The 24311-nt window shown below is 62.7% G+C and carries 21 protein-coding genes; 16 read left to right on the top strand and 5 right to left on the bottom strand.

What is annotated here, in order from left to right:
* Window positions 1–62: 62 nt before the first annotated feature.
* Window positions 63–1889: an ABCB family ABC transporter ATP-binding protein/permease gene (locus tag AC1RRC_RS16005; protein ID WP_493056491.1), complete on the bottom strand. Its 1827-nt coding sequence runs from the start codon at window positions 1887–1889 to the stop codon at window positions 63–65.
* A 62-nt stretch (window positions 1890–1951) separates the two neighbouring features.
* Between AC1RRC_RS16005 and AC1RRC_RS16000 the strand changes: the two genes are divergently transcribed.
* The gene (locus tag AC1RRC_RS16000; RefSeq protein WP_493056490.1) at window positions 1952–2386 is read left to right on the top strand and encodes an acyl-CoA thioesterase; all 435 of its coding nucleotides are present in this window, start codon (window positions 1952–1954) and stop codon (window positions 2384–2386) included.
* Between the two features lie 17 nt (window positions 2387–2403).
* Window positions 2404–4011, top strand: coding sequence for an alkaline phosphatase D family protein (locus AC1RRC_RS15995; RefSeq protein ID WP_493056489.1), 1608 nt, complete (start codon window positions 2404–2406; stop codon window positions 4009–4011).
* A gap of 111 nt (window positions 4012–4122) precedes the next feature.
* On the opposite strand, the gene AC1RRC_RS15990 is transcribed toward AC1RRC_RS15995, so the two are convergent.
* Complete coding sequence (locus AC1RRC_RS15990; RefSeq protein ID WP_493056488.1) at window positions 4123–5286, bottom strand: serine hydrolase domain-containing protein; 1164 nt, start codon at window positions 5284–5286, stop codon at window positions 4123–4125.
* A 123-nt stretch (window positions 5287–5409) separates the two neighbouring features.
* Window positions 5410–6699 carry a dicarboxylate/amino acid:cation symporter gene (locus AC1RRC_RS15985; RefSeq protein WP_493056487.1) on the bottom strand — a complete coding sequence of 430 codons (1290 nt, stop codon included), beginning with the start codon at window positions 6697–6699 and terminating at the stop codon, window positions 5410–5412.
* A 182-nt stretch (window positions 6700–6881) separates the two neighbouring features.
* Between AC1RRC_RS15985 and AC1RRC_RS15980 the strand changes: the two genes are divergently transcribed.
* From AC1RRC_RS15980 to AC1RRC_RS15940, 9 genes are all read left to right on the top strand, one after another.
* Window positions 6882–7607: an amino acid ABC transporter ATP-binding protein gene (locus AC1RRC_RS15980; protein ID WP_493056486.1), complete on the top strand. Its 726-nt coding sequence runs from the start codon at window positions 6882–6884 to the stop codon at window positions 7605–7607.
* 27 nt (window positions 7608–7634) lie between these two features.
* A complete protein-coding gene (locus tag AC1RRC_RS15975) occupies window positions 7635–8594 on the top strand; it encodes an amino acid ABC transporter substrate-binding protein (protein ID WP_493056485.1) in 960 nt (319 codons plus the stop codon).
* A 7-nt stretch (window positions 8595–8601) separates the two neighbouring features.
* Window positions 8602–9354: an amino acid ABC transporter permease gene (locus AC1RRC_RS15970; protein ID WP_493056484.1), complete on the top strand. Its 753-nt coding sequence runs from the start codon at window positions 8602–8604 to the stop codon at window positions 9352–9354.
* The gene (locus AC1RRC_RS15965) at window positions 9354–10046 is read left to right on the top strand and encodes an amino acid ABC transporter permease (protein WP_493056483.1); all 693 of its coding nucleotides are present in this window, start codon (window positions 9354–9356) and stop codon (window positions 10044–10046) included. The genes AC1RRC_RS15970 and AC1RRC_RS15965 overlap by 1 nt, the downstream gene beginning before the upstream one ends.
* A gap of 33 nt (window positions 10047–10079) precedes the next feature.
* Window positions 10080–11510: an amidohydrolase family protein gene (locus tag AC1RRC_RS15960; protein ID WP_493056482.1), complete on the top strand. Its 1431-nt coding sequence runs from the start codon at window positions 10080–10082 to the stop codon at window positions 11508–11510.
* 164 nt (window positions 11511–11674) lie between these two features.
* On the top strand, window positions 11675–12724 hold the full coding sequence (gene pyrC / locus AC1RRC_RS15955) for a dihydroorotase (RefSeq protein WP_493056481.1): 1050 nt from the start codon (window positions 11675–11677) through the stop codon (window positions 12722–12724).
* Between the two features lie 19 nt (window positions 12725–12743).
* Window positions 12744–13544: a DUF3025 domain-containing protein gene (locus tag AC1RRC_RS15950; protein ID WP_493056480.1), complete on the top strand. Its 801-nt coding sequence runs from the start codon at window positions 12744–12746 to the stop codon at window positions 13542–13544.
* Between the two features lie 15 nt (window positions 13545–13559).
* Window positions 13560–14558: a Gfo/Idh/MocA family protein gene (locus tag AC1RRC_RS15945; protein ID WP_493056479.1), complete on the top strand. Its 999-nt coding sequence runs from the start codon at window positions 13560–13562 to the stop codon at window positions 14556–14558.
* Between the two features lie 10 nt (window positions 14559–14568).
* Window positions 14569–15789 (top strand): MFS transporter, encoded by a 1221-nt coding sequence (locus AC1RRC_RS15940; protein ID WP_493056478.1) that lies wholly within the window; start codon window positions 14569–14571, stop codon window positions 15787–15789.
* Between the two features lie 144 nt (window positions 15790–15933).
* Here AC1RRC_RS15940 and AC1RRC_RS15935 read toward each other — a convergent pair whose 3' ends face one another.
* Window positions 15934–16623, bottom strand: coding sequence for a M23 family metallopeptidase (locus tag AC1RRC_RS15935; protein ID WP_493056477.1), 690 nt, complete (start codon window positions 16621–16623; stop codon window positions 15934–15936).
* A gap of 175 nt (window positions 16624–16798) precedes the next feature.
* Between AC1RRC_RS15935 and AC1RRC_RS15930 the strand changes: the two genes are divergently transcribed.
* Both AC1RRC_RS15930 and AC1RRC_RS15925 read left to right on the top strand, forming a co-directional pair.
* On the top strand, window positions 16799–17377 hold the full coding sequence (locus tag AC1RRC_RS15930; protein ID WP_493056476.1) for an HD domain-containing protein: 579 nt from the start codon (window positions 16799–16801) through the stop codon (window positions 17375–17377).
* A 116-nt stretch (window positions 17378–17493) separates the two neighbouring features.
* Complete coding sequence (locus tag AC1RRC_RS15925) at window positions 17494–19395, top strand: TOL_0244 family TonB-dependent receptor (protein ID WP_493056475.1); 1902 nt, start codon at window positions 17494–17496, stop codon at window positions 19393–19395.
* Between the two features lie 20 nt (window positions 19396–19415).
* Here AC1RRC_RS15925 and recG read toward each other — a convergent pair whose 3' ends face one another.
* Window positions 19416–21548 (bottom strand): ATP-dependent DNA helicase RecG, encoded by a 2133-nt coding sequence (gene recG / locus AC1RRC_RS15920; RefSeq protein ID WP_493056474.1) that lies wholly within the window; start codon window positions 21546–21548, stop codon window positions 19416–19418.
* Between the two features lie 75 nt (window positions 21549–21623).
* Between recG and queA the strand changes: the two genes are divergently transcribed.
* The 3 genes from queA (at window position 21624) to yajC (ending at window position 24301) form a co-directional block, all read left to right on the top strand.
* Window positions 21624–22652: a tRNA preQ1(34) S-adenosylmethionine ribosyltransferase-isomerase QueA gene (gene queA / locus AC1RRC_RS15915; protein WP_493056473.1), complete on the top strand. Its 1029-nt coding sequence runs from the start codon at window positions 21624–21626 to the stop codon at window positions 22650–22652.
* Window positions 22653–22668: 16 nt separating this feature from the next.
* Window positions 22669–23808 carry a tRNA guanosine(34) transglycosylase Tgt gene (tgt, locus tag AC1RRC_RS15910; protein WP_493056472.1) on the top strand — a complete coding sequence of 380 codons (1140 nt, stop codon included), beginning with the start codon at window positions 22669–22671 and terminating at the stop codon, window positions 23806–23808.
* A 163-nt stretch (window positions 23809–23971) separates the two neighbouring features.
* On the top strand, window positions 23972–24301 hold the full coding sequence (gene yajC, locus AC1RRC_RS15905; protein WP_493056471.1) for a preprotein translocase subunit YajC: 330 nt from the start codon (window positions 23972–23974) through the stop codon (window positions 24299–24301).
* Window positions 24302–24311: the final 10 nt, after the last annotated feature.

Genomic DNA, 24311 nt, shown 5'->3' with positions numbered 1-24311 from the left:
GCCGGGCTGCATGCATGGCGGCTTTCGCTGGGCTCGGCGCCCCCACGAAAACCGCCCTACGGTTAGATTGTTTCGGCTTCGTCTTCCTTGTTGGCCTGCTGGCGTTGCCACATTTGGGCATATAACCCATCGGCCGCCAGCAGCGCGTGGTGCGTGCCGCGTTCCACGATGCGGCCGTGGTCGAGCACGATGATTTGCTGCGCTTCCACCACGGTGGACAGGCGGTGCGCGATGACCATGGTGGTGCGGTTTTTCGCGATGTCCTTCAATTGCGCCTGGATCGCCTGTTCCGCCTTGGAGTCCAGCGCCGACGTGGCTTCGTCGAAGATCAGAATTGCGGGATTTTTCAGCAGCGTGCGCGCAATTGCCACCCGCTGCTTTTCACCGCCCGACAGTTTCAAGCCGCGCTCGCCCACCACGGTGGCATAGCCGTCCGGCAGGGTAACGATAAAGTCGTGGATCGATGCGGCGCGCGCGGCGGCCACGATGTCGTCCTTGGTGGCGCCGGGCTTGCCGTAGCCGATGTTGTATTCAATGGTGTCGTTGAACAGCACGGTATCTTGCGGCACGATGCCGATCGCGTGGCGCAGCGAATGTTGCGTGACGGCGCGGATATCGTGGCCATCGATGGTGATCGCGCCCGAGCCGACCTCGTAAAACCGGTACAGCAGCCGTGACAGGGTGGATTTGCCGGAACCGCTGTGGCCGACGATGGCGGTGGTGGTGCCGGCGGCAATCGTGAAGTCGACGTCGAACAGGATTTGCCGTTTGGATTCGTAACTGAAATCCACGTGCGAGAAATGCACTTGCGCGCCATGTGTGACCAGCGGCCTGGCATCGGGCGCATCGTCGACTTCGCGGTTCTGGTCCAATAAACCGAACAGGCGCTCCATGTCGGCCAGGCTTTGCTTGATTTCACGGTAAATCACGCCGAGGAAATTCAGCGGGATATACAGCTGGATCATGAAGGCATTGACCAGCACCAGGTCGCCCAGGGTCATGGTGCCATCGATCACGCCTTGCGTGGCGCGCCACAGGATCAGGGTGACGGCGGTGGCGATGATCAGCGACTGGCCCGTATTCAGGAACGACAGCGAAGTTTGCGATTTGACGGCCGCCGCTTCGTAGCGCTGCAAGCCTTCGTCATAGCGCTTGGCTTCATAATCTTCGTTGCCGAAGTATTTGACGGTTTCATAGTTGATCAGCGAATCGATGGCCTTGGTATTGGCTTTCGAATCGAGGTCGTTCATGGTGCGGCGGAAGTGCGTGCGCCAGTCCGTGACGATGACGGTGAACGCGATATAGCTGACCAGCGCGGTCAAGGTGATGGCGGTGAACCAGATGTCGTAGTGCGTGACGAGGTAGCCCAGCACCAATGAGATTTCCACCAGGGTCGGCAGGATGTTGAACAGCGTGTAGGAAATCAGCGAACCGACGCCGCGCGTGCCCCGTTCGATATCGCGCGTCATGCCGCCGGTTTGCCGGTTCAAATGGAAGCGCAGCGACAGCGAGTGCAAATGCCGGAACACTTGCAGGGCGATGGTGCGCACGGCGCGCTGCGTGACCCGGGCAAACAGGAATTCACGCAACTCGGTAAACAGGGTGGTGGACAGCCGCAGCAGGCCATACGCGACCAGCGCGGCCACCGGCAGCACCAGCAGCGCGTGCGGATGCTCGGGCGTGACGGTCATGTCATCGACCAGCTTTTTCAGCACCACCGGCACGCCCACATTGGCCAGTTTGGCGCCCACCAGCGCCATCAGGGCGGCCAGCACGCGCCATTTATAGACCCACAGATAGGGCATCAGGGTTTTGAGGGTGGCAAGGTCGCTGCGGGGCGGTTTGCCGGAAGGGTCGGGGGGCAGTGGTTCGGAAGACTGACGGCGCATGGCAGGGCTGGTTCCTGTAGTTTACAATTTCCCCTCAATTGTAGCCCTTGTGAGAAAACCCCATGACCACGCCAGAAACGCCCGAACTTTCCGCGGAACGCCGCGGCCTGCCTCCAGGAAAAATGCCGGAACTGCGCGTGATGCCCGCGCCGGCCGACGCCAACGTCTACGGCGACGTGTTTGGCGGCTGGATCATGGCGCAAGTCGACATTGCCGGTTCGCTGCCGGCCACCCGCCGCGCCAATGGCCGCGTCGCCACGGTCGCCGTGAATTCGTTCGTGTTCAAGAACCCGGTGTTCATTGGCGACTTGCTTTCGTTTTATGCCGACATCGTCAAGGTCGGCAATACGTCGATTACCGTCAATGTCGAAGTGTATGCGGAGCGTAACCGCTTGCAGGCATCGATCGTCAAGGTCACGGAAGCCACGCTGACCTACGTTGCCACCGGCCCGGACCGCAAGCCGCGCCAGGTGCCGCCGCTGGAAACCTTCCAGTAATCGTTGCAACGCGTTCCATGCCGCCCGACACGCGCGCCGCCGTTAGCCGCCGCGCGCTGCTGCTGACGGCGGCGCGCGTGTCGGCGCTGGCGGGGTTGGCTGCCGCTGGCGTCACCTCCTTCCAGGCGCGCGCCGCCGGCAATGGACACGGCAAGTATCCGTTTACGCTGGGCGTCGCCTCTGGCGCCCCCTTGCCCGACGCGGTGGTGCTTTGGACCCGCATTGTGCATGACCCTCTGAATGCACACGCCACGCCGCCGGTGGCGCTGCCGGTACGCTGGGAAGTCGCGGCCGATGACGCGTTCCGGACCATCGTGGCGCAAGGCGCCGCCACCGCGCTGCCGGAACTGGCGCACAGCGTGCACGTCGATGTGCGCGGCCTGTCGCCCGCGCGCTGGTACTGGTATCGCTTCATGCTGGGCGATGCGGTCAGTCCCGTCGGCCGCACCCGCACCGCGCCCGCCGCGCAGGATTTGCCGGCGGCCCTGAAGCTGGCGGTGGCCTCGTGCCAGCACTGGGAGTTCGGCACCTATGCGGCGCACCGCCATATCGCGGCCGCCGCGCCGGACCTGGTGGCCTTTGTCGGCGATTACATTTACGAGTGGGGCCCCTACCAGTTGCGCCATCCCGCGCGCGCCGTGCGTTCCGACGAAAGTTTCACGCTGGCCGACTACCGCGCCCGCTATGCGCAATACAAAAGCGATGCGGACTTGCAGGCGGCGCACCATGCGGCGCCATGGATCCTCGCGTGGGACGACCATGAAGTGGCCAATGATTACGCCGGATTGCGCGACGAACGGCTCGATGCGCACTTTGCCGCGCGCCGCGCCGCCGCCTACCAGGCGTACTACGAACACCAGCCGCTGCGCCTGCCCGCGCCGGGCATCCAGAACGGCATGATGCGCATGCACCAGCGCTATGACTGGGGGCGGCTGGCCCGCTTCCACGTGCTCGACAACCGCCAGTACCGCGCGGCGCAGGCCTGTACGGCGGGGCGGGGCGGTTCCACCTCGGTGCGGCCGCGCGATTGCGGCGCCTTGCTGGATCCGCGCCGCTCGATGCTGGGCGGCGAGCAGGAACGGTGGCTGGAACAGGGCTTGAAAACCTCCGCCGCGCGCTGGAATATCCTGGCCCAGCAAACCCTGATGGCGCAATGCAGCCAGTTGCCGCTGGCGCTGCGGGGCGACAGCCGCGATGGCCGCTACTGGACCGATGGCTGGGATGGGTATCCGGCCGCGCGGCAGCGGCTGTATGACGTCTTGCAGGCCAGCGGCGCGGGTAATCCGCTGGTGCTGTCGGGCGACGTCCATACGTTTTATGCGGCGGAATTGCGGCCCGATCCATTGCGGCCCGCGAGCAAGGCCAACCGGCTGGTGGCGACGGAGTTTTGCGGCACGTCGATTACGTCCAGTTCGCGGCCGCAGGCGCGGACGCAGCAGTATGTCGACATGAATGCGCAGCTGAAATATGGCCGCAGCGACAAGCGCGGGTTCATGTTGCTCGATGTGCGGCCGGAGCGGTGTGTGGTGGATTTCCGGGGGCTGGACGAGGTGCGGGATGCGGGGAGCAAGATCGCCACTGTCGCATCCTTTTCGGTGGTGGCGGGAAGGCCGGGGCTGGCTTGACGCAGGCATGGCGGCTTTGCTGCGCAAAACCGCCCTACGGAATCACGCCGCAGGGCGATTGGGACCAGGTGGCCCGCATCGCATGCAAAGCCGCCGTGCATGCAAAACTACTTACGCCGTGCGCGCCCGCTCCAGCAAGCGCTCCATGGCTTCCTTCTGGAAGGCCCGGAATTCGTCATTGCCCGTCACGTTGCTGAACATCAGCGCGCCGACGCGCTTGCTCACATCCAGCGCCGCCACGGAATCCGCGCCCACATCGCCGCCGTAGTGCATGGCCATGTTGCCGTTTTGCTCGCGCAGGGTCCAGATCAGTGCTTGCTGCACGTTCTGATCCACCGCCACTGGCTGCGGCGACAGGAACGTGGCCAGCGTGCCTTGCTGCAGGTAGCGGCGGCCATCGACCGCGCCTTCGCCGCTGAAGATTTCCAGGATGCGGGCGAAATCGCGGGCGGAAGAGCGCAGCAGGCCGGCCGGCCAGCTTGGCGCGCCGGCCGGCGCCATCGCCTTCAAGCCATGGTCCAGGCGGGCGTACGGCTGCGCCAGCGGCGCCTTGCCCATGGCCGCCAGGGTCCAGCCGGTGTGGCGCATGCCGAGCGGGGAGAACAGGCGCTTTTGCGTCAGCACGTCCAGGCCCTGGCGCTCCGCATTCACGCGGCCGGCCAGGTAGCCCAGCAGCGCAATGCCGACATTCGAATAGGTCCAGGTGCTGCCTGGCTTCGTCTCGCTGAACGAACCGGCTTGGGCATACCAGCGGCCATTGGGCGACAGGTAGCCCGCCAGGAAGTCGCGCAATTGCAACGTGACGCCGGCGGAAAAATCGCCATGGCGCTCGTTATACACGGTGTCGGCAATGCCGGACGTATGGCTCAGCAAGTGGCGGAACGTGATCGGCGTGTCCGGGAAAGCCGGGTGCACCACGGGGAAATCCAGGTACGGCGCGATCGGGTCATCCAGGCGGAACGCGCCCTGTTCATGCAGCATCATCATGGCCGTGCCGGTGACGACCTTGCTGACCGAGGCGATGTGAAATGCCGTGTCCGGGGTGACGGGGGTACGCGCCTGCACATCGGCCAGGCCGAAGCCCCGCACGAACTGGGTCCGGCCATTGCGCACGGTGGCCACGCTGACGCCGGCGGTGCCGGTCTTGCGCAAGCCATCGTTCATGAAACGGGAAAAGTCGTCTTCCCAATTGCTGCTTGCCGCGAATGCCTTGGGCGCCATGTACGACGCGGCAAACGATGTGGCAAACAAGCCCAACATACTCCTACGGTCCATCTGTCTCCTCCAATAGAGAACGCCGGCCCATTCCCGGGAAAGTCTGTGCTTTCCTTCTTGACAAGCCGTACGCTGAAAAAAAAGAGGCACCCTTGTGGGATGCCTCCGTTGATGCCGTGCCGGTTATGGCAGTGGCGAATCCGACAGTTCGCGTTGCAGCGGCTCTACCAGCTCGCCTTCCCACTTCGCGACCACGGCAGCGGCGATACCGTTACCGATCACGTTGGTGGCGGAGCGCGCCATGTCGAGGAAGTGGTCAATGCCCAGCAACAGCAGCAAGCCTGCTTCCGGGATGTTGAACTGGCCCAGGGTGGCGGCGATCACCACCAGCGAGGCGCGCGGGACACCGGCGATGCCCTTGGACGTCAGCATCAATACCGCCATCATGGTCATTTGTGTGCCCAGCGACATTTCAATGCCGTACGCCTGTGCAATGAACACGGTGGCGAACGTGCAATACATCATGGAGCCGTCCAGGTTGAACGAATAGCCGATCGGCAGCACGAACGAGGCGATGCGGTTGCGCACGCCGAAACGCTCCAGGCCTTCCAGGGTTTTCGGATAGGCGGCTTCGCTCGATGCGCACGAAAACGCGATCAGCGACGGACCACGCAATTCCGCGATCAGCGCGAAGATGCGTTTGCCCAGGAACAGGAAACCGGCAAAGATCAGGATGCCCCACAGGATGGCAATGCTCAGGTAGAACTCGCCCATGAACACGCCGTACGTGCCCAGCACGCCCAGGCCGCTCTTGGCAATCGTGCCGGCCACGGCGGCAAACACCGCCACTGGGGCGAATTGCATCACATAGCCGGTGATTTTCAGCATGATGTGGGCCAGGCCGTCGATGGCGTCCACCAGCGGTTCGGCTTTCTTGCCGACCGCGGCGGCCGCGGTGCCGAAGAACAGCGAGAACACGACGATTTGCAGGATTTCATTCTTGGCCATGCCGTCGATGATGGACGCCGGCACCAGGTGGGTAATGAATTCTTTCAGCGACAGGCTGGTGGCGGCGATGCCGGTCGAAGCGGCGGCCGGCAGGTGACCGACCAGGGCGTCGCCCGGACGGAACAGGTTGACCATGATCAGGCCCAGGGTCAGCGACACCACGGACGCCACCAGGAACCAGCCCAGGGTTTTCAGGCCGATGCGGCCCACTTCCTTGGCGTCACCCATGCGCGCAATCCCCACCACCAGGGTGGAAAAGACCAGCGGCGCAATGATCATTTTGATCAGGCGCAGGAAAATCGTTGTCAGCAGCGACATATAGTCGGCAAAGTCAGTCGGCTTGGCCATGTTGGCGTTGGCAAAATAGCCAACCACGATGCCCAGCACGAGGCTGACCAGGATGTAGGTGGTGAGATTGCTGCGGGAGGAAGGGCTGGCGCCGGAAGCGCTGTTGTCGATTTTCATGTGCGTGTTTCCTGTGGTACTGTCCAGCCACACTGTTTTGCAGTGCAAACCGTCACTACCGGTAGAATTGATGAATCTGTAAGCAGGGAAGTCGGGAGTATCGTTGCGACCCTGATGCATGTCAAGCAACTGTGTGTCAGACGGAAAAGAGTTGGTACAACCGGATATTTTTCTCGGAATTTATGATAGACATCAAGAACCTCAGCAAGTGGTATGGCCATTTCCAGGTGTTGACGGAATGCAACACCAGTGTCGCCCGGGGGGATGTCATGGTCATTTGCGGTCCATCCGGTTCCGGCAAGTCCACACTGATTAAGACCGTCAACGGGCTGGAACCGTTCCAGCAGGGGGAAATCCTGGTCGATGGCACGTCGGTGGGGGCAAAAGGCACGGATTTACCGGCGTTGCGCGCCCGCATCGGCATGGTGTTCCAGAATTTTGAGTTGTTTCCCCACTTATCGGTGCGCGACAATCTGACCCTGGGCCAAATTAAAGTATTGAAGCGCAGCCGCGACGAAGCCGTCGAGCGGGGCTTGCGCTACCTGGACCGGGTCGGTTTGCTGGCGCAACAGGATAAATTTCCGAACCAGCTGTCCGGCGGCCAGCAACAACGGGTCGCGATTGCCCGCGCGCTGTCGATGGACCCGATCGCCATGCTGTTCGATGAGCCGACGTCGGCGCTGGACCCGGAAATGATCAATGAAGTGCTGGACGTGATGGTGGGACTGGCGCAGGAAGGCATGACCATGATGGTGGTGACCCATGAAATGGGCTTTGCCCGCAAGGTCGCCAACCGCGTGGTGTTCATGGACAAGGGCCGCATCCTGGAAGATTGCGGCAAGGATGAGTTTTTCGGCGCGCCCCGGTCCGAGCGCGCCAGGGATTTCCTCGCGCGTATTATTCATTAGAAGTCGTTCATTACAGGGGAGGGCATCATGGCGCTGCACAGGCTGTCCGTATTACTCTTGCTGGCTGCGTTTTCCACTGTGCCGGTCACGGCATCGTCCCAGGAACCGACCGGCACCCTGGCCAAGATCAAGCGCACCGGCACCATCACCCTTGGTGTGCGCGATGGCTCCGTACCGTTCTCGTACCTGGACGACAAGCAGCAATACCTGGGCTATTCAGTCGACCTGTGCATGAAAATCGTCACCGCCGCGCAAAAGCAGCTGGGCATGACGGACGTGAAAGTCATCCTGCAGCCGGTGACGCCGGCCAACCGCATTCCGCTGATGGCGAACGGCACCATCGACCTCGAATGCGGCTCCGCCACCAATAACGCGGAGCGGCAAAAACAGGTGGCGTTCGCGCCCACCATGTTCGTGGTGGCCAATAAACTGCTGGCGAAAAAAGCGTCGAATATCCATTCGCTGGCGGACATGAAGGGCAAGACCCTGGTGGCGACGGCCGGCACCACGACCTTGAAGCAAATGACGATCTTGAATAACGAGATGGGATTGGGCATGACGATCCTGATCGGCAAGGACCACCCGGAATCGTTCCTGATGCTGGAGACCGGGCGCGCCGTGGCCGAAGCCAATGACGATATCTTGCTGGCGGCGCAGGTGGCGGCGGCAAAAAATCCCGCCGATTTCGCGATTGCGCAGGAAGCGCTGTCGGTGGAACCGTACGGCATCATGCTGCGGCGCGATGACGCCGAATTCAAGAAACTGGCCGATGCCACGCTGGCGCGCTTTTACCAGACCGACGATTACCAGAAAGTCTATGCCAAGTGGTTCATGAGCCCGATCCCGCCCAAGGGCATCAACCTGAATTTCCCGATGCCGCCGCAACTAAAGGCGGTGCTGGTGAAACCCACCGATTCGCCTGACCCCGCGGCTTATGCCGCCGTGCCGGCGGCGCAGCAAGCCGCGGCCAAGAGAAAAGCGAAGTAAGCACCGCATGAATTACCACTGGAACTGGCGCATCTTCTGGGAAGAATCGCCGGACGGCGTGCGCACCTATGGCGCAACGCTGATCGACGGGCTGCAGTGGACCCTGGCCGCTGCGGGCTGCGGCTGGATTATCGCGCTGGTGCTGGGTGTCTTGATCGGCACCTTGCGCACCTTGCCGCAATCGTCGGCGTCCGGGCGCTGGCTGCGCGTGGCGGGCAATGCGTATATCGAAGTGTTCCGCAATATCCCGCTGCTGGTGCAAATGTTCCTGTGGTATTTCGTGGCGCCCGAATTGTTGCCGGCCGCCGCCGGCGCCTGGGTCAAGGTGCTGCCCAACTTGCCGTTTGTCGCGGCGGTGGTGTCGCTGGGCTTTTATACGTCGGCGCGGGTGGCGGTGCAGGTGACGGCGGGGATCGAATCGCTGGCCGGCGGCCAGCAATTGGCGGCACTGGCGCTGGGCCTGTCGCGGCCGCAGGCTTACCGTTATGTGCTGCTGCCGCTGGCGTTGCGCGTGATCCTGCCGCCGCTGGCCAGCGAAGGGCTGAACATCATCAAGAACAGCGCGGTGGCGCTGACCATCGGGCTGGTGGAATTAATGAACAGCGCCAATGCGATCCAGGAATTTTCCTTCCAGGTCTTTGAAGCGTTCACCGCCGCGACCGTCATCTATGTGGCGCTCAACATCATCGTGGTGGCCGGTATGCACGGGCTGGAACGGCGGCTGGCGCTGCCCGGCACCCTGGGGGAGGGCGTACGATAATGTTCTCCCAATTCGACTTTGATGTGATTTCGCGCTCGTGGGTCTACCTGTTCCAGGTCGGCATGCTGTTCACCTTGAAGCTGACGGTGCTGTCCATGCTGGGCGGCGTGGTGCTGGGGACCTTGCTGGCGCTGGCGCGGCTGTCGCCGATTGCGCCGTTGTCGTGGCTGGCCGCCGGGTATGTGAACCTGATGCGGGCCGTGCCGCTGCTGCTGGTGATTTTCTGGTTTTATTTCCTGGTGCCGTATATCGGCGCGTGGCTGATCGGCGCGCCGGAACCGGTCAAGGTCGGGGCATTCTGGTCGGCGCTGGTGACTTTTATCTTGTTCCAGGCCGCGTATTACTGTGAAATCATGCGCGGCGGGATACAGGCGATCCCCCGTGGCCAGGTGCTGGCGGCACAGGCGCTGGGCCTGCGTTACTGGCAAGTGATGGGCACGGTGGTGTTGCCGCAAGCGTTCCGCAACATGTTGCCGGTGCTGCTGACGCAAACCATCGTACTGTTCCAGGACGTGTCGCTGGTCTATGTGCTGTCTGCGCCGGATTTTGTCGGGCTGGCCAGCAAGGTGGCGCAGCGCGACGGGCGGCTGGTGGAAATGTATCTGTTCGTGGCGCTGGTGTATTTCGTGCTGTGCAGCGGCTTGTCGTGGCTGGTGCGGCAACTGCAGCGGCGCGTGGCCATCATCCGCTAAGGAGTACACTGCCGCCTTTCCCTGGAGCGCAAAATGAAACTCACCACTCTCGCGGCAAGCATGCTGGCGCTCGGCATGTTGCACCCGGCCTATGCGGCCAGACTTCCCGTCGATGCGGTCTTGACGCAAGCGACCATCATCGATGCCGAACGCGGTACGCATATTAAAGGCAAGTCCGTCATCATCAACGGCGGCGCGATTGCCGCCGTGGTCGACGACAAGACACTAAAGAATTACGCGCCGAAGAAGACCATCAAATTGCCAGGAAAATACCTGATGCCGGGACTGTGGGACACCCACATGCACTTCGGAGGCGGCCCTGAACTGATCGAAGAAAACAAGCAATTGCTGCCGCTGTACCTGGCGCATGGCATCACGTCGGTGCGCGATTGCTCGGGCGACCTGGCCGACATCGTGCTGGACTGGCGCGCGCAAGTGGCGTCCGGCAAGCTGGCGGGGCCGACCATCTACACGTCCGGCGCCAAGCTGGAAGGCTACAAGCCGCTGTGGAAAGGCACGATCGAAGTGGGCACGCCGGCCGAAGTATCGGCCGCGCTGGATAAATTGCAGGGCCAGCAAGTCGATTTCGTGAAGATCACGGAAAACACCATGACCCCGGCGATTTACCTGGAAGCGCTGAAGCAGGCCAAGGCGCGCGGGATGCGCACATCCGGCCATTTGCCGGTGCAACTGACCCTGGGGGACGTCTTCGACGCGGGGCTGGGCACGGTGGAACACCAGTCCTACCTGCTGCGCGCCGCTACGCCCCGCGAGCGGGAATTGACGGCGCAGGTGGCGGCGGGAACCATGACGTCGCGCGAAGCGATGAAGCATAGCCTGGACAGTTATGACGAAGCGACCGCGCGCGCCGCGTTCCGCCACATGGCGGCCAGGGGCACGGCCGTGGTGCCGACCTTATCGGTGTCGCGCATCACCGCCTACCTGGACCAGGAAGACCACAGCAAGGACGCCTACCTGCAATACATCGGCAAGGGCTTGCGCGCCACGTATGACTGGCGCGTGCAGCGCGCCGCGCAAGACAAGCCGGAAGCGGTTGCGCTGCGCCATGCGATTTTTGAGAAGTCCGCAGCGCTGCTGCCGTTGCTGGCGCAGGAAGGCGTGGCCATCATTGCCGGCACGGATGCGGGGTTTTTGAATTCATTTGATTACCCCGGCCCGGCGCTGCATGACGAGATCGGCCTGTATGTCCGCTATGGCCTGACGCCAGCGCAGGCGCTGCGCACGGCGGTCATCAACGGCCCCCGTTTCCTGGGCAAGCTGGACCGTTACGGCAGCGTGGAACAGGGCAAGGTGGCGGATTTACTGGTGCTCGATGCGGACCCGCTGAAAGACATTGCCAATACGCGCAAGATCCGCATGGTGGTGTCACGCGGCGACATTTACGACCGGGCGCGGCTGGACAAGCTGCTGGCGGACGCCAAGGCTTGGGTAGCCTCCCAATAAATGTCCACCACTGGGGTCAGACCCCAAATATGACAAAAGTGGACATTGTCACAAGGAAATGTCCACTTTTGTCACAAACGGGGTCTGACCCCAGGGAGTGACATCACGCGCCACGCGGTAAAATGTCGGGATTCTTTTCATCCGACACCCTGCGAGCAGCCGCCATGTCCCACATTGACACTCCCGACAGCATCACCCTCATCCGTCCAGACGACTGGCATTTGCACCTGCGCGACGGCGCCACCCTGGCCAGCGTGCTGCCGCACAGCGCGCGCCAGTTCGGCCGCGCCATCGTCATGCCGAATTTGAAACCGCCGGTCACCACGGTGGCGGCCGCCGAAGCGTACCGTGGTCGTATCCTGGCGGCGCTGCCGCAAGGCATGGCGTTCGAACCGCTGATGACCTTGTACCTGACCAACAATACGCCGCCCGATGAAATCCGCCGCGCGGTCGACAGCGGCTTTGTGTATGGTGTAAAGCTGTACCCGGCCGGCGCCACCACCAATTCCGACGCCGGCGTGACCGACATCGCCAATTGCCACAAGACGCTGGAAGTCATGCAGGAACTGGACTTGCCGTTGCTGGTGCACGGTGAAGTCACCGATCCGGAAGTGGACGTGTTCGACCGTGAAGCCGTGTTCATCGAACGCGTGATGCGTCCGCTGCGCAAGAGCTTCCCGGAATTGAAAGTCGTGTTCGAGCACATCACCACCCGCCACGCCGCCGAATACGTGGCGGAAGCGGAAGGCCCGATTGCCGCCACCATCACGGCGCACCACTTGCTGTACAACCGCAATGAAATCTTCAAGGGCGGCATCCGTCCACACTACTATTGCCTGCCGATCCTGAAGCGCGAAGAACACCGCCTGGCGCTGGTCACGGCCGCCACCAGCGGCGATGAGCGCTTCTTCTTGGGCACCGATTCCGCGCCGCACGCGCAGGGCGCCAAGGAAAACGCCTGCGGCTGCGCCGGCTGCTATACCGCGCTGCACGCGATGGAATTGTATGCGGAAGCCTTTGAGCGCGCCGGTGCGCTGGATAAACTCGAAGCGTTCGCCAGCCTGAATGGTCCGGCCTTCTACGGCGTTGAACCGAACCAGGACAGCATCACCCTGAAGCGCGAAGCATGGACCCTGCCGGCCACCCTGCCGCTGGGCGACCAGGACGTGGTGCCGCTGAACGCCGGTGAAACCATCCACTGGAAGATGGTTTAAGCAGATAGTCTGATACAACGTGTTTTCTGATATCGACTGGCGGCAATCCTGGTACGACTCGGTACGGGATGCCGCCGGCGGCATCGATCTCGATGCCGCCAGCATTATTCCCTCCTTGTGCGCGCAAGCAGCGTCGCGCGAATTATGTAATCATCAAGGCTTGCCGTTGCAGTTCGTGCCACAAAGCGCGCTGCCGGAAGGCGTCGCCTATGAAGCATTCATCGGCGCCACCGGCAATGTGCCCACGCGCGAAAACCTGCATGATTTTTTCAATGCGCTGGTCTGGCTCAGTTTCCCCCGCATCAAGCAGCAATTGAATGCCTTGCAGGCGGCGCAGATCGCGCAGGATGGCGTCGGCAAATCGCGCGGACCGGCGCGCGACGCCGCCACCTTGTTCGATGAAAACGCGGCGCTGCTGGTGGTGCGGGATGCGGAGCCGGGCCGCCAATTGGTGCAGGCGTTGCGCAGCCATGACTGGCGGATGGCGTTCGTCGGCTTGCGCGACGTGTTTGGACGCGACGCGCAAGTCTGGCTGTTCGGCCACGCGCTGATGGAAAAGCTGGTGGCGCCCTACAAGGCGATCACCGCGCACACGCGCGTGGTGCTGGCGGACGACGGTTATTTTGCGCGCGATAGTACCGGCCGCCGCGCATGGGTGGACGACAGGGTGGCCAATGAACTGGCTGCCGAAGGGTTGAGCAAAGGCTGCTTCACGCCGCTGCCCATGCTGGGCGTGCCGGGCTGGTGGCCGCAACAGGACGATGCGTTTTATGGCGATACGGCGGTGTTCCGCCCCAAGCGCATTGCACAGACCAGATAAACAAAGGAACGGTAAATGGAAAAAATCATCCGCTGGGGCATCCTGGGCACGGGCAAAATCGCCAAGGCCATGGCACATGGCTTGCGCGATACGCCCGGCGCTGAATTGGTAGCGGTCGCATCGCGCACGGCGGCCGGCGCGGCCCGCTTCGGCGCGGAGTTTGGCGTCGCGCGCTGCCATGGCAGTTACCAGGAACTGGCGGATGATCCGGATGTCGACGTGGTGTATATCGCCACGCCGCATCCGATGCACCATGAAAACGCCATCATGTGCCTGAAGGGCGGCAAGGCGCTGCTGGTGGAAAAAGCGTTTACCGTCAACCGCCGCGAAGCCGGGCAGATTGCCGCGCTGGCGCGCGAGAAACAACTGTTCGTGATGGAAGCCATGTGGAGCCGCTTCCTGCCGGCCATCATGGAAGCCAAGCGCTTGCTCGACAGCGGCGCGATCGGCGTTCCCGCCGGCCTGTCGGCGGACTTTGGCTTTGCCGCCGTGGTGGGCCCGGAACATCGCCTGTTCAATCCGGACCTGGGCGGCGGTTCGCTGCTGGACCTGGGTATTTATCCGCTGTCGCTGGCGGCGTATTTCCTGGGGCCTGTCGCCGGTGTGAAAGCCGTCGGCGAACTGGCCGGCACCGGCGTCGACATGCAGGCCTCGTTCGTGCTGCGCCATGAGTCGGGCGCGCTGTCATCGTGCGTCAGCAGCCTGCGCGCGCATACACCGAATGAATTGACGATTTCCGGCAGCAAGGGTTTCCTGCGCCTGAACCCGCGCTTTTACTGCACTGAATCGCTGACCATTGGTTTGAATGACGGCAGCAGGCGCGAATTGTCCGCGCCGCGCATCGGCAACGGCTATGCGCACGAAGCGCTGGAAGTGAACCGCTGCCTGCGCGAGGGCTTGCTGGAAAGTCCCGTGATGCCGCTGGCGGAATCGGTGGCGCTGATGGGCTGGCTCGACACCATGCGCGAACAGATTGGCGTGCGGTATGCCGCCGACGTTGCCGCCGACGCATAAGGAGGCGCCCATGTTTACCACCGACCGCGCCCCGTCGCTGAAATCCGTGCTGCTGGCCAGCGGTGTCGTGCTGACCCTGGCCATGGGCGTGCGCCATGGTTTCGGCTTCTGGATGCAGCCGATTTCCCAGGCCAATGGCTGGACCCGCGAAACCTATTCGCTGGCGCTGGCGGTACAAAACCTGCTGTGGGGCGCGTTCGGCCCCTTCGCCGGCATGGCGGCCGACCGCTTTGGCACCATGCGCGTGGTGCTGGTTGGCGCGCTGGCGTATATGGCGGGCTTGCTGTGGATGGCGTTCGTGACGCAGCCGATGCTGTTCGTCATGGGTTCCGGCGTATTTATCGGGCTGGGCCTGGCGTGTACCGCGTTTGGCGCCGTCAGCGGCATCATTGGCCGCGTTGCGCCGGTGGAACGGCGCTCGTGGGCCTTCGGCATTTCCGGCGCGGCCAGTTCGTTTGGCCAGTTCCTGATGATGCCGCTCGAGCAATTCCTGATTACCGCGCTGGGCTGGCAGCAAGCGTTTTATCTGCTGGCCGGCGTGCTGGTGCTGGCCATGGTGCCTTCCTCGTTCTGGCTGCGCGAACCCGCCGTTGCCCATGCCGATGGCCCGCGCCAGAGCATCGGCGAAGCATTGGGGGAAGCGCTGGGCAACCGCTCGTTCCTGCTGCTGGTGGCCGGATACTTCGTGTGCGGCTTCCAGGTGGTGTTCATCGGCGTGCATTTGCCGGCCTACCTGAAAGACAAGGGCCTCGCCGACCCGAAAGTCGCGGTGCTGGCGCTGGCGCTGATCGGCCTGTTCAATATCTTTGGCTCGTTCCTGGCCGGTAAATGGGGCGGCGTGGTGCCCAAGCGCTATCTGTTGACGGGGATTTATTCGCTGCGCTCCGTGGCCATCGTGCTGTTCCTGCTGGCGCCGTTGTCGCCGGTCTCGGTGTACCTGTTCGCCGCCGCGATGGGCTTCCTGTGGCTGTCGACGGTACCGCTGACGAACGGCATCATCGCCGGCATCTTCGGGGTGTGGCACATGTCGATGCTGGCCGGCGTGGTGTTCTTCTCGCACCAGATCGGCAGCTTCCTCGGCGTATGGCTGGGGGGGTACCTGTTCGCGCTGCAAGGCAATTACGACGTGGTGTGGGGCATTGCGATTGCGTTGGGCGTGTTTGCCGCGCTGGCCAACTTGCCGGTCGATGAGCGTCCCGTCGTGCGCGGCGGCGCGCTGAAGGCTGCGTGATGAAACCGTGGCTGGCGTGGGCGCTGGCCATGGCGGCGACGGCGCTGGCCTTCGCTGCTTATTTGCGGCCGGATTTTATGCTGGATTTGGGGAATCGGATCGCGCTGTGTTTTTGACGCGGGCGCTGCCATCGGTTCGCGTCATTTAACCGCGCCTGGTGCGTTTGCTTGATTTGGATGCGACGGCTTTTGCCTTGGTTGGCGCCTTGGCCGTTGCGGCCTTGCCGCCGCCGTGGCGGGTACGTTTGCTGGTTTTGCCGGCTTTGGCTTCGAAGCGGGGCGCGGAATACACGGCATCGGCATCGCCGTTGCGCTTCGCGTTCAGCGCCTGGCGCAGGGCGTTGTCTTCCAGCGGCTCATCAAGCAAGTGTTGCGGGTCGATGCGTTTGCCATCCTTGAACGCTTCCAGGTGCAAGTGTGGACCGGTGGAGCGGCCCGTCATGCCGGAATGACCGATCAGTTCGCCAGCCGAGACCATATCGCCCACGCGCACCAGGCGCTCCTTCAAGTGCGCATACAGTGAACGCAAGCCGTTCGAATGTTCGATCACCACCACCTCGCCATACTTCTTGTCACCGTCGTAGCGGTTGGTGGACGCCACCACCGTGCCGCTGTCGGTTGCCTTGATCGGTGTGCCGGTCGGGGTGGAAAAATCAACGCCGCCGTGGGCGCGTTTGCCGCGCAGCGCGCCAAAGAAACTGCTGACTTTCCCGCCATCGAGCGGCAGGTTCCAGCGCGAGGCCGGGGCTTCGGAGGGCTCCGGCGTACCGGTGGCGTGTACCGGCAGACTGGCGGCCAGCAACAGGGCGAGCGTAAGTTGAGCAAGTTTCGGCATAGCAGGCGAGTGTCGCACAGGGGCTGATCTCGCGCAAGGAATTTCGATTCCCTAATGCAACATTGGTATTTTCTCAGTTGACGGCTTGCCATGTTGTGAAATGCTGACAACGATGGCGATAGCCGCATTGAACCGGCCGAGCGGGAGCACAATGGTTGATGCAAAGGAGACAGCCATGAAAACCGCGTCATTTACCAGCCTGGACCAAAGCACCCGCGACGACTGGCTGAACATCGCAGGCCAATTCATGCATTTCGCCGAGGGCTTGCCGGACCGGATCGCCGCGCACCTGGCGCTGCTCACGGGCGACTTCGGCGGTTTTCCGGTGGACCGCTACACCCATTCACTGCAGACCGGCAGCCGCGCGCTGCGCGATGGCCGCGATGATGAATATGTGGCGTGCGCGTTGCTGCACGACATCGGCGACACGCTGGGCACGTTCAATCACCCTGATATTGCCGCCGCCATGCTGCAACCGTTCGTGTCAGATGACAACCTGTGGATGGTGAAGCACCACGGCATTTTCCAGGGCCATTATTTTTTCCATCACCTCGGCATGGACCGCGACATGCGCGACCAGCTCCGCCATCATCCCTGCTACGAAAAGACGGCGGCATTTTGCGAGTGCTATGACAACCCGTCGTTTGACGAAGACTATGACACCCTGCCGATCAGTGAATTCATGCCGATCCTGCGGCGCGTCTTTGCCACGCCGCGGCGCAGCCTGTACAAGCAGGCCATGGAACGCAATTAGCGGGACGCTGGCGCACCTGCGAATTGTCCGGGACAGTATTGTTAAATTTGCATCCCGGGCGCTTGTGTTGCCATGCGCTGCCGCATAATGAGACACACTCACGAGTACGGACCGCAATGCGCACACTATTGACTGCGCTGCCGCTTCTGTTTACCGGGGCCGCGGCGGCTGAAACCAATTTTGTTGATTTATCGATCGAGGAATTGTCCCAGATCCGGGTCACGTCCGTATCGCGCAAACCCGAGGTGCTGGGGCAGGCTGCCGCCTCGGTCTATGTCATTACAGCGGAAGACATCCGCCGCTCCGGCGCCGATGCGCTGCCGGAAGTATTGCGCCTGGCGCCGAACCTGCAAGTGGCGCGCACCAACAGTTTCACCTACGCGGTCAGCGCGCGCGGCATGAACGGCACCCAGAACAGCACGCCCAATAAACTGCTGGTGCTGATCGACGGGCGCTCCACGTATTCCCCGTTCTTTTCCGGTGTGCTGTGGGATGTCCAGGATACGCTGCTGGAAGACATCGAGCGCATTGAAGTCATCAGTGGGCCGGGCGGCGTACTGTGGGGTGTGAACGCCGTCAATGCCGTGATCAACATCATTACCCGTCAGCAAGCCAGCGGCCTGCTGGCGGCGGTCAACGGCGGCAACCCGGGCGGCAGCGCCGCCGTGCGCTATGGCGCGGAGAACTGGCGCGCGTACGCCCGCACCGTTCACCAGCGGCATACGGCCACCGCCGCCGGGACCGCCATCAGCGACCAGCGGCGCCATACGCAGGCGGGATTCCGTGGCGATATCGCCATGGGTAATGACCGCCTGACCGTGCATGGCAATGCCTATGATGGCCGCAGCGGCCAGCCCAGGCCGGGATCGATTGCCGTGACGGGCACCACCCTGGTGCTGGGCGATATCGATTCCGCCGGCGCCAATGTGACGGCGGCCTGGACCCGCCAGTTTGCCGATGGCGGCGCCCTGTCGCTGCAAGCCTACCTGGACCATACCGAACGCACGGTGCCGCCGACCTACAGCCAGCGGCTGGACGTGCTGGATTTCCAGTTATTGCATACGCTGGCCGCCGGGACTGGCATGTTCGCCGCGCACCAGCCGACCTGGGGCGTCAATTACCGCGTCGACCGCGACCGCGCCACCAACAGCGCCACGGTGGCGTTCCTGCCGGCCCATGTGACGCAGAGCTGGGCCAGCGTCTTTGCACAGGATGAATGGACCTTGCGGCCCGGCTTGCGCCTGACCGCGGGGGCGCGTGTCGAACGCAATCCCTATACCGGCGCGGAATTCCTGCCCAGCATACGGTTGGCCTGGATGGCGGCCGATCGGGCCTTGCTGTGGGGCGGCGCTTCGCGCACGGTGCGGGCGCCATCCCGGCTCGACGTCGATACCTACATTCCCGGCAAGCCGCCCTTCCTGCTCAACGGTGGAAATGCCGTGAAGGCGGAAGTGGCACGCGTCTATGAAATCGGCTATCGGGGCCAGCCCTTCGCCGGCGTTTCCGCCGCCGTCACGCTGTTCCAGCACCGTTATGACGACTTGCGCACGCAGGAAATTGCACCGTCGCGCAGGTTTGCGATTTTTGCCAGCGGCATGGAAGGCAAGGCCACGGGGATCGAAGCGTGGGGCAGTGTGCAACTATCGCCGGCCTGGCGGCTGTCGGGCGGTTTCACCGGATTGAACGAGCGCTTCTGGCGCAAGCCTGGCAGCAACGATACCGCGTCGCCCGCCACGTCGGGGCGCGATCCGCATCACCAGTTGCAGCTGCGCTCCAGCCACACGCTGGCGAACGGCGTGGAAATCGATGTCGGGCTGCGCCGGATCGGTCAGTTGCGCAACCAGTCCGTGCCGGGCTACACGGCAGTCGATGCGCGGCTGGGCTGGCGTATCAGCCCGCCATGGGAACTGGCGCTGGTGGGCCAGAACCTCAACGGCGCCCATGCGGAATACGGCCCGTTGCCATTCCGCGCGGAGCTGCCCCGCACGGTGGGCTTGCGGCTGACTTACCGGGATTAAGCGACCAGCCCGTAGCAGGATCAGACTTTCAGGAATTCTTCCCGCCCGCCCAGCCAGCGCTCCAGGTGGCCTTCCACCACGGGCAGGTATTTTTCATCCTTCAGCAGCGCGGCCGCCACGTCGCGCGCCCGGTCCACCAGCCACGCATCGGCTTCCAGGTCGGCAAAGCGCAGCATGGCCTGTCCTGACTGGCGCGCGCCGAGGAATTCGCCGGGGCCCCGGATTTCCAGGTCGCGCCGCGCAATCTCAAAGCCATCGGTGGTTTCGCGCATCGTCATCAAGCGCTGCTTGGCCACGCCGCCCAGCGGGCTTTGGTACAGCAGCAGGCACGCCGACGCGGCCGAGCCCCGCCCCACGCGGCCGCGCAACTGGTGCAGCTGCGACAAGCCGAAGCGCTCCGCGTGCTCGATCACCATCAGCGAGGCATTCGGCACATCGACGCCCACTTCGATCACGGTGGTGGCCACCAGCACTTGCATGGTGTTGGCGGAAAACGCATCCATGATCGCCTGCTTTTCCGCCGGCTTCAATTTGCCGTGCACCAGGCCGACGTTGAGGTCGGGCAGCGCTTCGGCCAGTAGCGCATGGGTTTCCGTGGCCGTTTGCAATTGCAGCGCTTCCGACTCCTCAATGAGTGGACAGACCCAATACACTTGCCGCCCCTCCTGCGCCGCCGCATGGACCCGCTCGATGACTTCATCGCGCCGGTTTTGGTCGATCGAGCGCGTCACGATGGGGCTGCGCCCCGGCGGCAATTCATCGATGACCGACACTTCCAGGTCGGCGTAATACGTCATGGCCAGGGTGCGGGGAATCGGCGTGGCCGACATCATCAACTGGTGCGGCACGGCGCCTTCGTTGCCCTTGTTGCGCAAGGTGAGGCGCTGGCCCACGCCGAAGCGGTGCTGTTCATCGACAATCACCAGGCCCAGGTTGGCGAATTGCACGGTGTCCTGGATGATGGCGTGGGTGCCGATCACCAGGCGCGCTTCGCCGGTTTCCACCAGTTCCGTGGCGGCGGCCTTGTTCTTTTTCGTCAGGCTGCCGGTCAGCCATGCAACCTTCACCCCCAGTGGCTCCATCCAGGCGGCGATCTTGCGGAAGTGCTGGTCCGCCAGGATTTCCGTCGGCGCCATCAGGGCCGCCTGGTAACCGCTGTCGATGGCTTGCGCGGCCGCCAGTGCCGCCACCACGGTCTTGCCGGCGCCGACGTCGCCCTGCAGCAGGCGCTGCATCGGATACGCCTCGCTGATGTCGGCGCGGATTTCATCGAGTACGCGCTGTTGCGCACCGGTCAGCTTGAACGGCAGTGCTTGCTGGAACTTTTCCGACAATGTACCCACCACCGACAGCGGCGGCGAACCCTTGGCGCGGCGCGCCTTTTGTGCCCGCTTCAGCGACAATTGCTGCGCCAGCAATTCATCGAATTTCATGCGCGTCCACGCGGGGTGGGTGCGGTCCAGCAGGGTGTAGGTATCGACATCCTGCGGCGGGTTGTGCAGCAGGCGCACGGCGGGTTCGAAATTGCCGAGTTCGAGCCGTTCCAGCAGGCGCGGTGGCAGGGTGTCGGACCAATCCACCCGTTTCATCGCATCGGCGATGGCTTTGCGCATGACGTGTTGCGGCAAACCTTCGCCGGCCGGATACACCGGCGTCAGCGAGGTTGGCAGCGGCGCGCCGGCATTGACGACTTTATAGTGCGGATGCACCATTTCCGCGCCAAAAAAGCCGTGTTTCAAGTCGCCCCGGGCCCGCACCCGCGTGCCTTCCTCCAGTTGCTTGACCTGGCTGCCATAGAAATTCATGAAGCGCAGCTGCAAGTCCCCGGTGCCATCGGAAATGTGGACCAGCAGCTGGCGCCGCGGTTTATACGTGATTTCATTGCTGGTGACGATGCCTTCCACCTGCGACGTTTCACCGCCATGCAGGCACGCTTCCTGGATGGAGATGACTTGCGTTTCATCCTCGTAACGCATCGGCAAATGCAGCACCAGGTCCATATCCGTGCGCAAACCCAGCCGGGCCAGCTTGGCTTCCAGTGTGACGGGTTTCTTGGCGGGGGCTTTGGCCGCCGGCTTCTTCGCAGGCTTTGCCGCTGTGGAAAGAGCGGGCGGCAGAACGTCAGGCGGCATTTCAGGCAGGGTAGACGGCATCGGGCGGCAATTCAGGGTGTTTCAGAAGCTCGTGTACAATAGAGGGTTGCCCCACGGTTTTATACACGCGTTTTCATGTATTCCTTATCAGACTTCGATTTTAACTTGCCGCCAGAGCGGATAGCACAATTTCCCCTGCCGGACCGCAGTGCTTCGCGCCTGCTGCACGTCGACGGCGGCACGCTGGTCGACCGCCAGTTCACCGACATCCTCGACTTGCTGCAGCCTGGCGACTTGCTGGTGATGAACAACACGCGCGTGCTGAAAGCGCGTTTCTTCGGTATGAAGGAAAGCGGCGGCAAGGTCGAAGCGCTGGTCGAACGCGTGCTCGATACCCGCACCGTGCTGGCCCAGGTGCGCGCCTCGCGCTCGCCGCTGCCCGGCACCAGGCTGCGGCTGGCCGATGCGTTTGACGTCACGGTGGGCGAACGCGCCGGCGAATTCTTTACCTTGCACTTTGAAGGCGACGTGTTCGACCTGATCGAGACGTATGGCCGCCTGCCGCTGCCACCGTATATCGAACACGCGGCGGACGCATTCGATGAAACGCGCTACCAGACCGTGTTCAACAAGGTGCCGGGCGCCGTGGCCGCGCCGACGGCCGGCCTGCACTTCGATGATGCGCTGCTGCAACAACTGAAAGACAAGGGCGTCAATTTTGCTTACGTGACCCTGCACGTGGGCGCCGGCACGTTCCAGCCGGTGCGGACGGAAAACCTGTCCGAGCACAAAATGCACACCGAGTGGTACACCATGCCACAGGAAACCGTGGACGCCGTGCGGGCAACCCGCGCGGCGGGCCGCGACGTGGTGGCAGTGGGAACAACCAGCCTGCGCGCGCTGGAATCCGCGTCGCAAACGGGCCAGCTGGAGGCGGGCAGTGCCGATACGGCGCTGTTCATCACGCCCGGATATCAATTCAAGACGGTGACAAGGCTGATCACCAACTTCCACTTGCCGAAGTCGACCCTGCTGATGCTGGTGTCGGCCTTCGCCGGTTTCGACGAGATCCGCAACGCCTATGCCCATGCGATCGCCAGCGAATACCGCTTCTTCAGCTATGGCGATGCGATGCTGCTGACCACGCAATCGCGCGCCGCATAAAACACGAAAGATAACCATGTTGGAATTTAAACTGATTAAGACTGATACCAGCGGCCTGACCAAGGCGCGCCGCGGTACCGTCAAACTCAACCACGGTGAAGTGCAAACGCCGATTTTCATGCCGGTTGGCACCTATGGCTCCGTGAAGGCGATGTCGCCGCTGGAATTGAAGGAAATCGGCGCCCAGATCATCCTGGGCAACACCTTCCACCTGTGGCTGCGCCCGGGCAACGACATCATGTCGAAGTTTGGCGGCCTGCACGGTTTCATGGGCTGGGACAAGCCGATCCTGACCGATTCGGGCGGCTTCCAGGTGTTTTCGCTGGGCGAGATGCGCAAGATCACCGAAGAGGGCGTGACCTTCCAGTCGCCGATCAATGGCGATAAATTGTTCCTGTCGCCGGAAATTTCGATGCAGATCCAGCGCGTGCTCAATTCCGACATCGTCATGCAATTCGACGAATGCACGCCTTATAAAATCAACGACCGTCCCGCCACGCTCGATGAAGCGGCGAAATCCATGCGCATGTCGTTGCGCTGGGCGCAGCGCTCGATGGATGAGTTCAAGCGCGGTGAAAACCCGAATGCGCTGTTCGGCATCGTGCAGGGCGGCATGTTTGAAAACCTGCGCGACGAATCGCTGGCCAAGCTGGAAGAAATCGACTTCCCGGGCCTGGCGATCGGCGGCCTGTCGGTCGGCGAGCCGAAAGAAGACATGATGCGCGTGCTGGAACACGTGGGCCCGCGCCTGCCGGCCAACAAGCCGCACTACCTGATGGGCGTCGGTACACCGGAAGACCTGGTGGCCGGCGTGTCGAATGGCGTCGACATGTTCGACTGCGTGATGCCGACCCGCAATGCCCGTAACGGCTGGATCTTCACCCGCTTTGGCGACGTGAAAATCAAGAATGCCCGTTACAAGGATGACAAGGAACCGCTCGATGCGACGTGCGCCTGCTACACCTGCCGCAATTTCTCGCGCGCTTACCTGCACCACCTGCACCGTACCCAGGAAATCCTGGGCGCGCGCCTGAACACCATCCACAACCTGCACTATTACCTGGACATCATGCGCCAGATGCGCGAAGCCCTGGATGACGACCGCTTCCATGCGTGGACCCTGGAATTCCACAAGGATCGTGCACGCGGCGTGTAAGTACTTACCAACTGCTTGTTCGCCTTGCCAAGGTGACGGTTGTCGCGCAATTGTCACCTTGTAAAACATTTCATCAGCCTCACATACGCCCGGATGTCTTTGCGCTCGGTCACGGGTGCTAGAATACAGCGCTAATTTTTTCACAATCTCACTGGAGTTTACTGTGTTCATTTCCAACGCCTACGCCCAAGCCGCCGCAGATCCACTCGGCCTGGGTGGCAACCTCACCAGCTTCCTGCCGCTGATCCTGATGTTCGTGGTCATGTATTTCCTCATGATCCGTCCTCAGCAAAAGCGCGCCAAGGAACAGAAAGCCATGATGGATGCGCTGGCCAAAGGCGACGAAGTCGTGACCGCCGGTGGTATCCTGGCCAAGGTCGTCAAGGTCACCGACGTCTACGTGACCCTGGAAGTGTCCGCAGGTAACGAAATGATCGTACAAAAAGCGTCGATCACCACGCTGCTGCCAAAAGGCACGCTCAAAGCGCTGTAATCCCCGAGAC

It is taken from the genome of Pseudoduganella sp. GW821-FHT12E03, assembly GCF_058807115.1.
Note: the sequence above shows the minus strand (reverse complement) of the source record. Positions and strands in the feature narration are given on the sequence as shown.

Bases quoted from the DNA above. Each gene is read 5' to 3' on its own strand.
- AC1RRC_RS15990 (WP_493056488.1), bottom strand. From the start codon at position 5,286: ATGGACCGTAGGAGTATGTTGGGCTTGTTTGCCACATCGTTTGCCGCG.
- AC1RRC_RS16000 (WP_493056490.1), top strand. From the start codon at position 1,952: ATGACCACGCCAGAAACGCCCGAACTTTCCGCGGAACGCCGCGGCCTG.
- AC1RRC_RS15975 (WP_493056485.1), top strand. From the start codon at position 7,635: ATGGCGCTGCACAGGCTGTCCGTATTACTCTTGCTGGCTGCGTTTTCC.
- AC1RRC_RS15940 (WP_493056478.1), top strand. From the start codon at position 14,569: ATGTTTACCACCGACCGCGCCCCGTCGCTGAAATCCGTGCTGCTGGCC.
- AC1RRC_RS15970 (WP_493056484.1), top strand. From the start codon at position 8,602: ATGAATTACCACTGGAACTGGCGCATCTTCTGGGAAGAATCGCCGGAC.
- AC1RRC_RS15935 (WP_493056477.1), bottom strand. From the start codon at position 16,623: ATGCCGAAACTTGCTCAACTTACGCTCGCCCTGTTGCTGGCCGCCAGT.
- AC1RRC_RS15995 (WP_493056489.1), top strand. From the start codon at position 2,404: ATGCCGCCCGACACGCGCGCCGCCGTTAGCCGCCGCGCGCTGCTGCTG.
- pyrC (WP_493056481.1), top strand. From the start codon at position 11,675: ATGTCCCACATTGACACTCCCGACAGCATCACCCTCATCCGTCCAGAC.
- tgt (WP_493056472.1), top strand. From the start codon at position 22,669: ATGTTGGAATTTAAACTGATTAAGACTGATACCAGCGGCCTGACCAAG.
- AC1RRC_RS15930 (WP_493056476.1), top strand. From the start codon at position 16,799: ATGAAAACCGCGTCATTTACCAGCCTGGACCAAAGCACCCGCGACGAC.
- AC1RRC_RS15985 (WP_493056487.1), bottom strand. From the start codon at position 6,699: ATGAAAATCGACAACAGCGCTTCCGGCGCCAGCCCTTCCTCCCGCAGC.
- recG (WP_493056474.1), bottom strand. From the start codon at position 21,548: ATGCCGTCTACCCTGCCTGAAATGCCGCCTGACGTTCTGCCGCCCGCT.
- AC1RRC_RS15925 (WP_493056475.1), top strand. From the start codon at position 17,494: ATGCGCACACTATTGACTGCGCTGCCGCTTCTGTTTACCGGGGCCGCG.
- AC1RRC_RS15945 (WP_493056479.1), top strand. From the start codon at position 13,560: ATGGAAAAAATCATCCGCTGGGGCATCCTGGGCACGGGCAAAATCGCC.
- AC1RRC_RS15980 (WP_493056486.1), top strand. From the start codon at position 6,882: ATGATAGACATCAAGAACCTCAGCAAGTGGTATGGCCATTTCCAGGTG.
- queA (WP_493056473.1), top strand. From the start codon at position 21,624: ATGTATTCCTTATCAGACTTCGATTTTAACTTGCCGCCAGAGCGGATA.
- AC1RRC_RS15960 (WP_493056482.1), top strand. From the start codon at position 10,080: ATGAAACTCACCACTCTCGCGGCAAGCATGCTGGCGCTCGGCATGTTG.
- AC1RRC_RS16005 (WP_493056491.1), bottom strand. From the start codon at position 1,889: ATGCGCCGTCAGTCTTCCGAACCACTGCCCCCCGACCCTTCCGGCAAA.
- AC1RRC_RS15965 (WP_493056483.1), top strand. From the start codon at position 9,354: ATGTTCTCCCAATTCGACTTTGATGTGATTTCGCGCTCGTGGGTCTAC.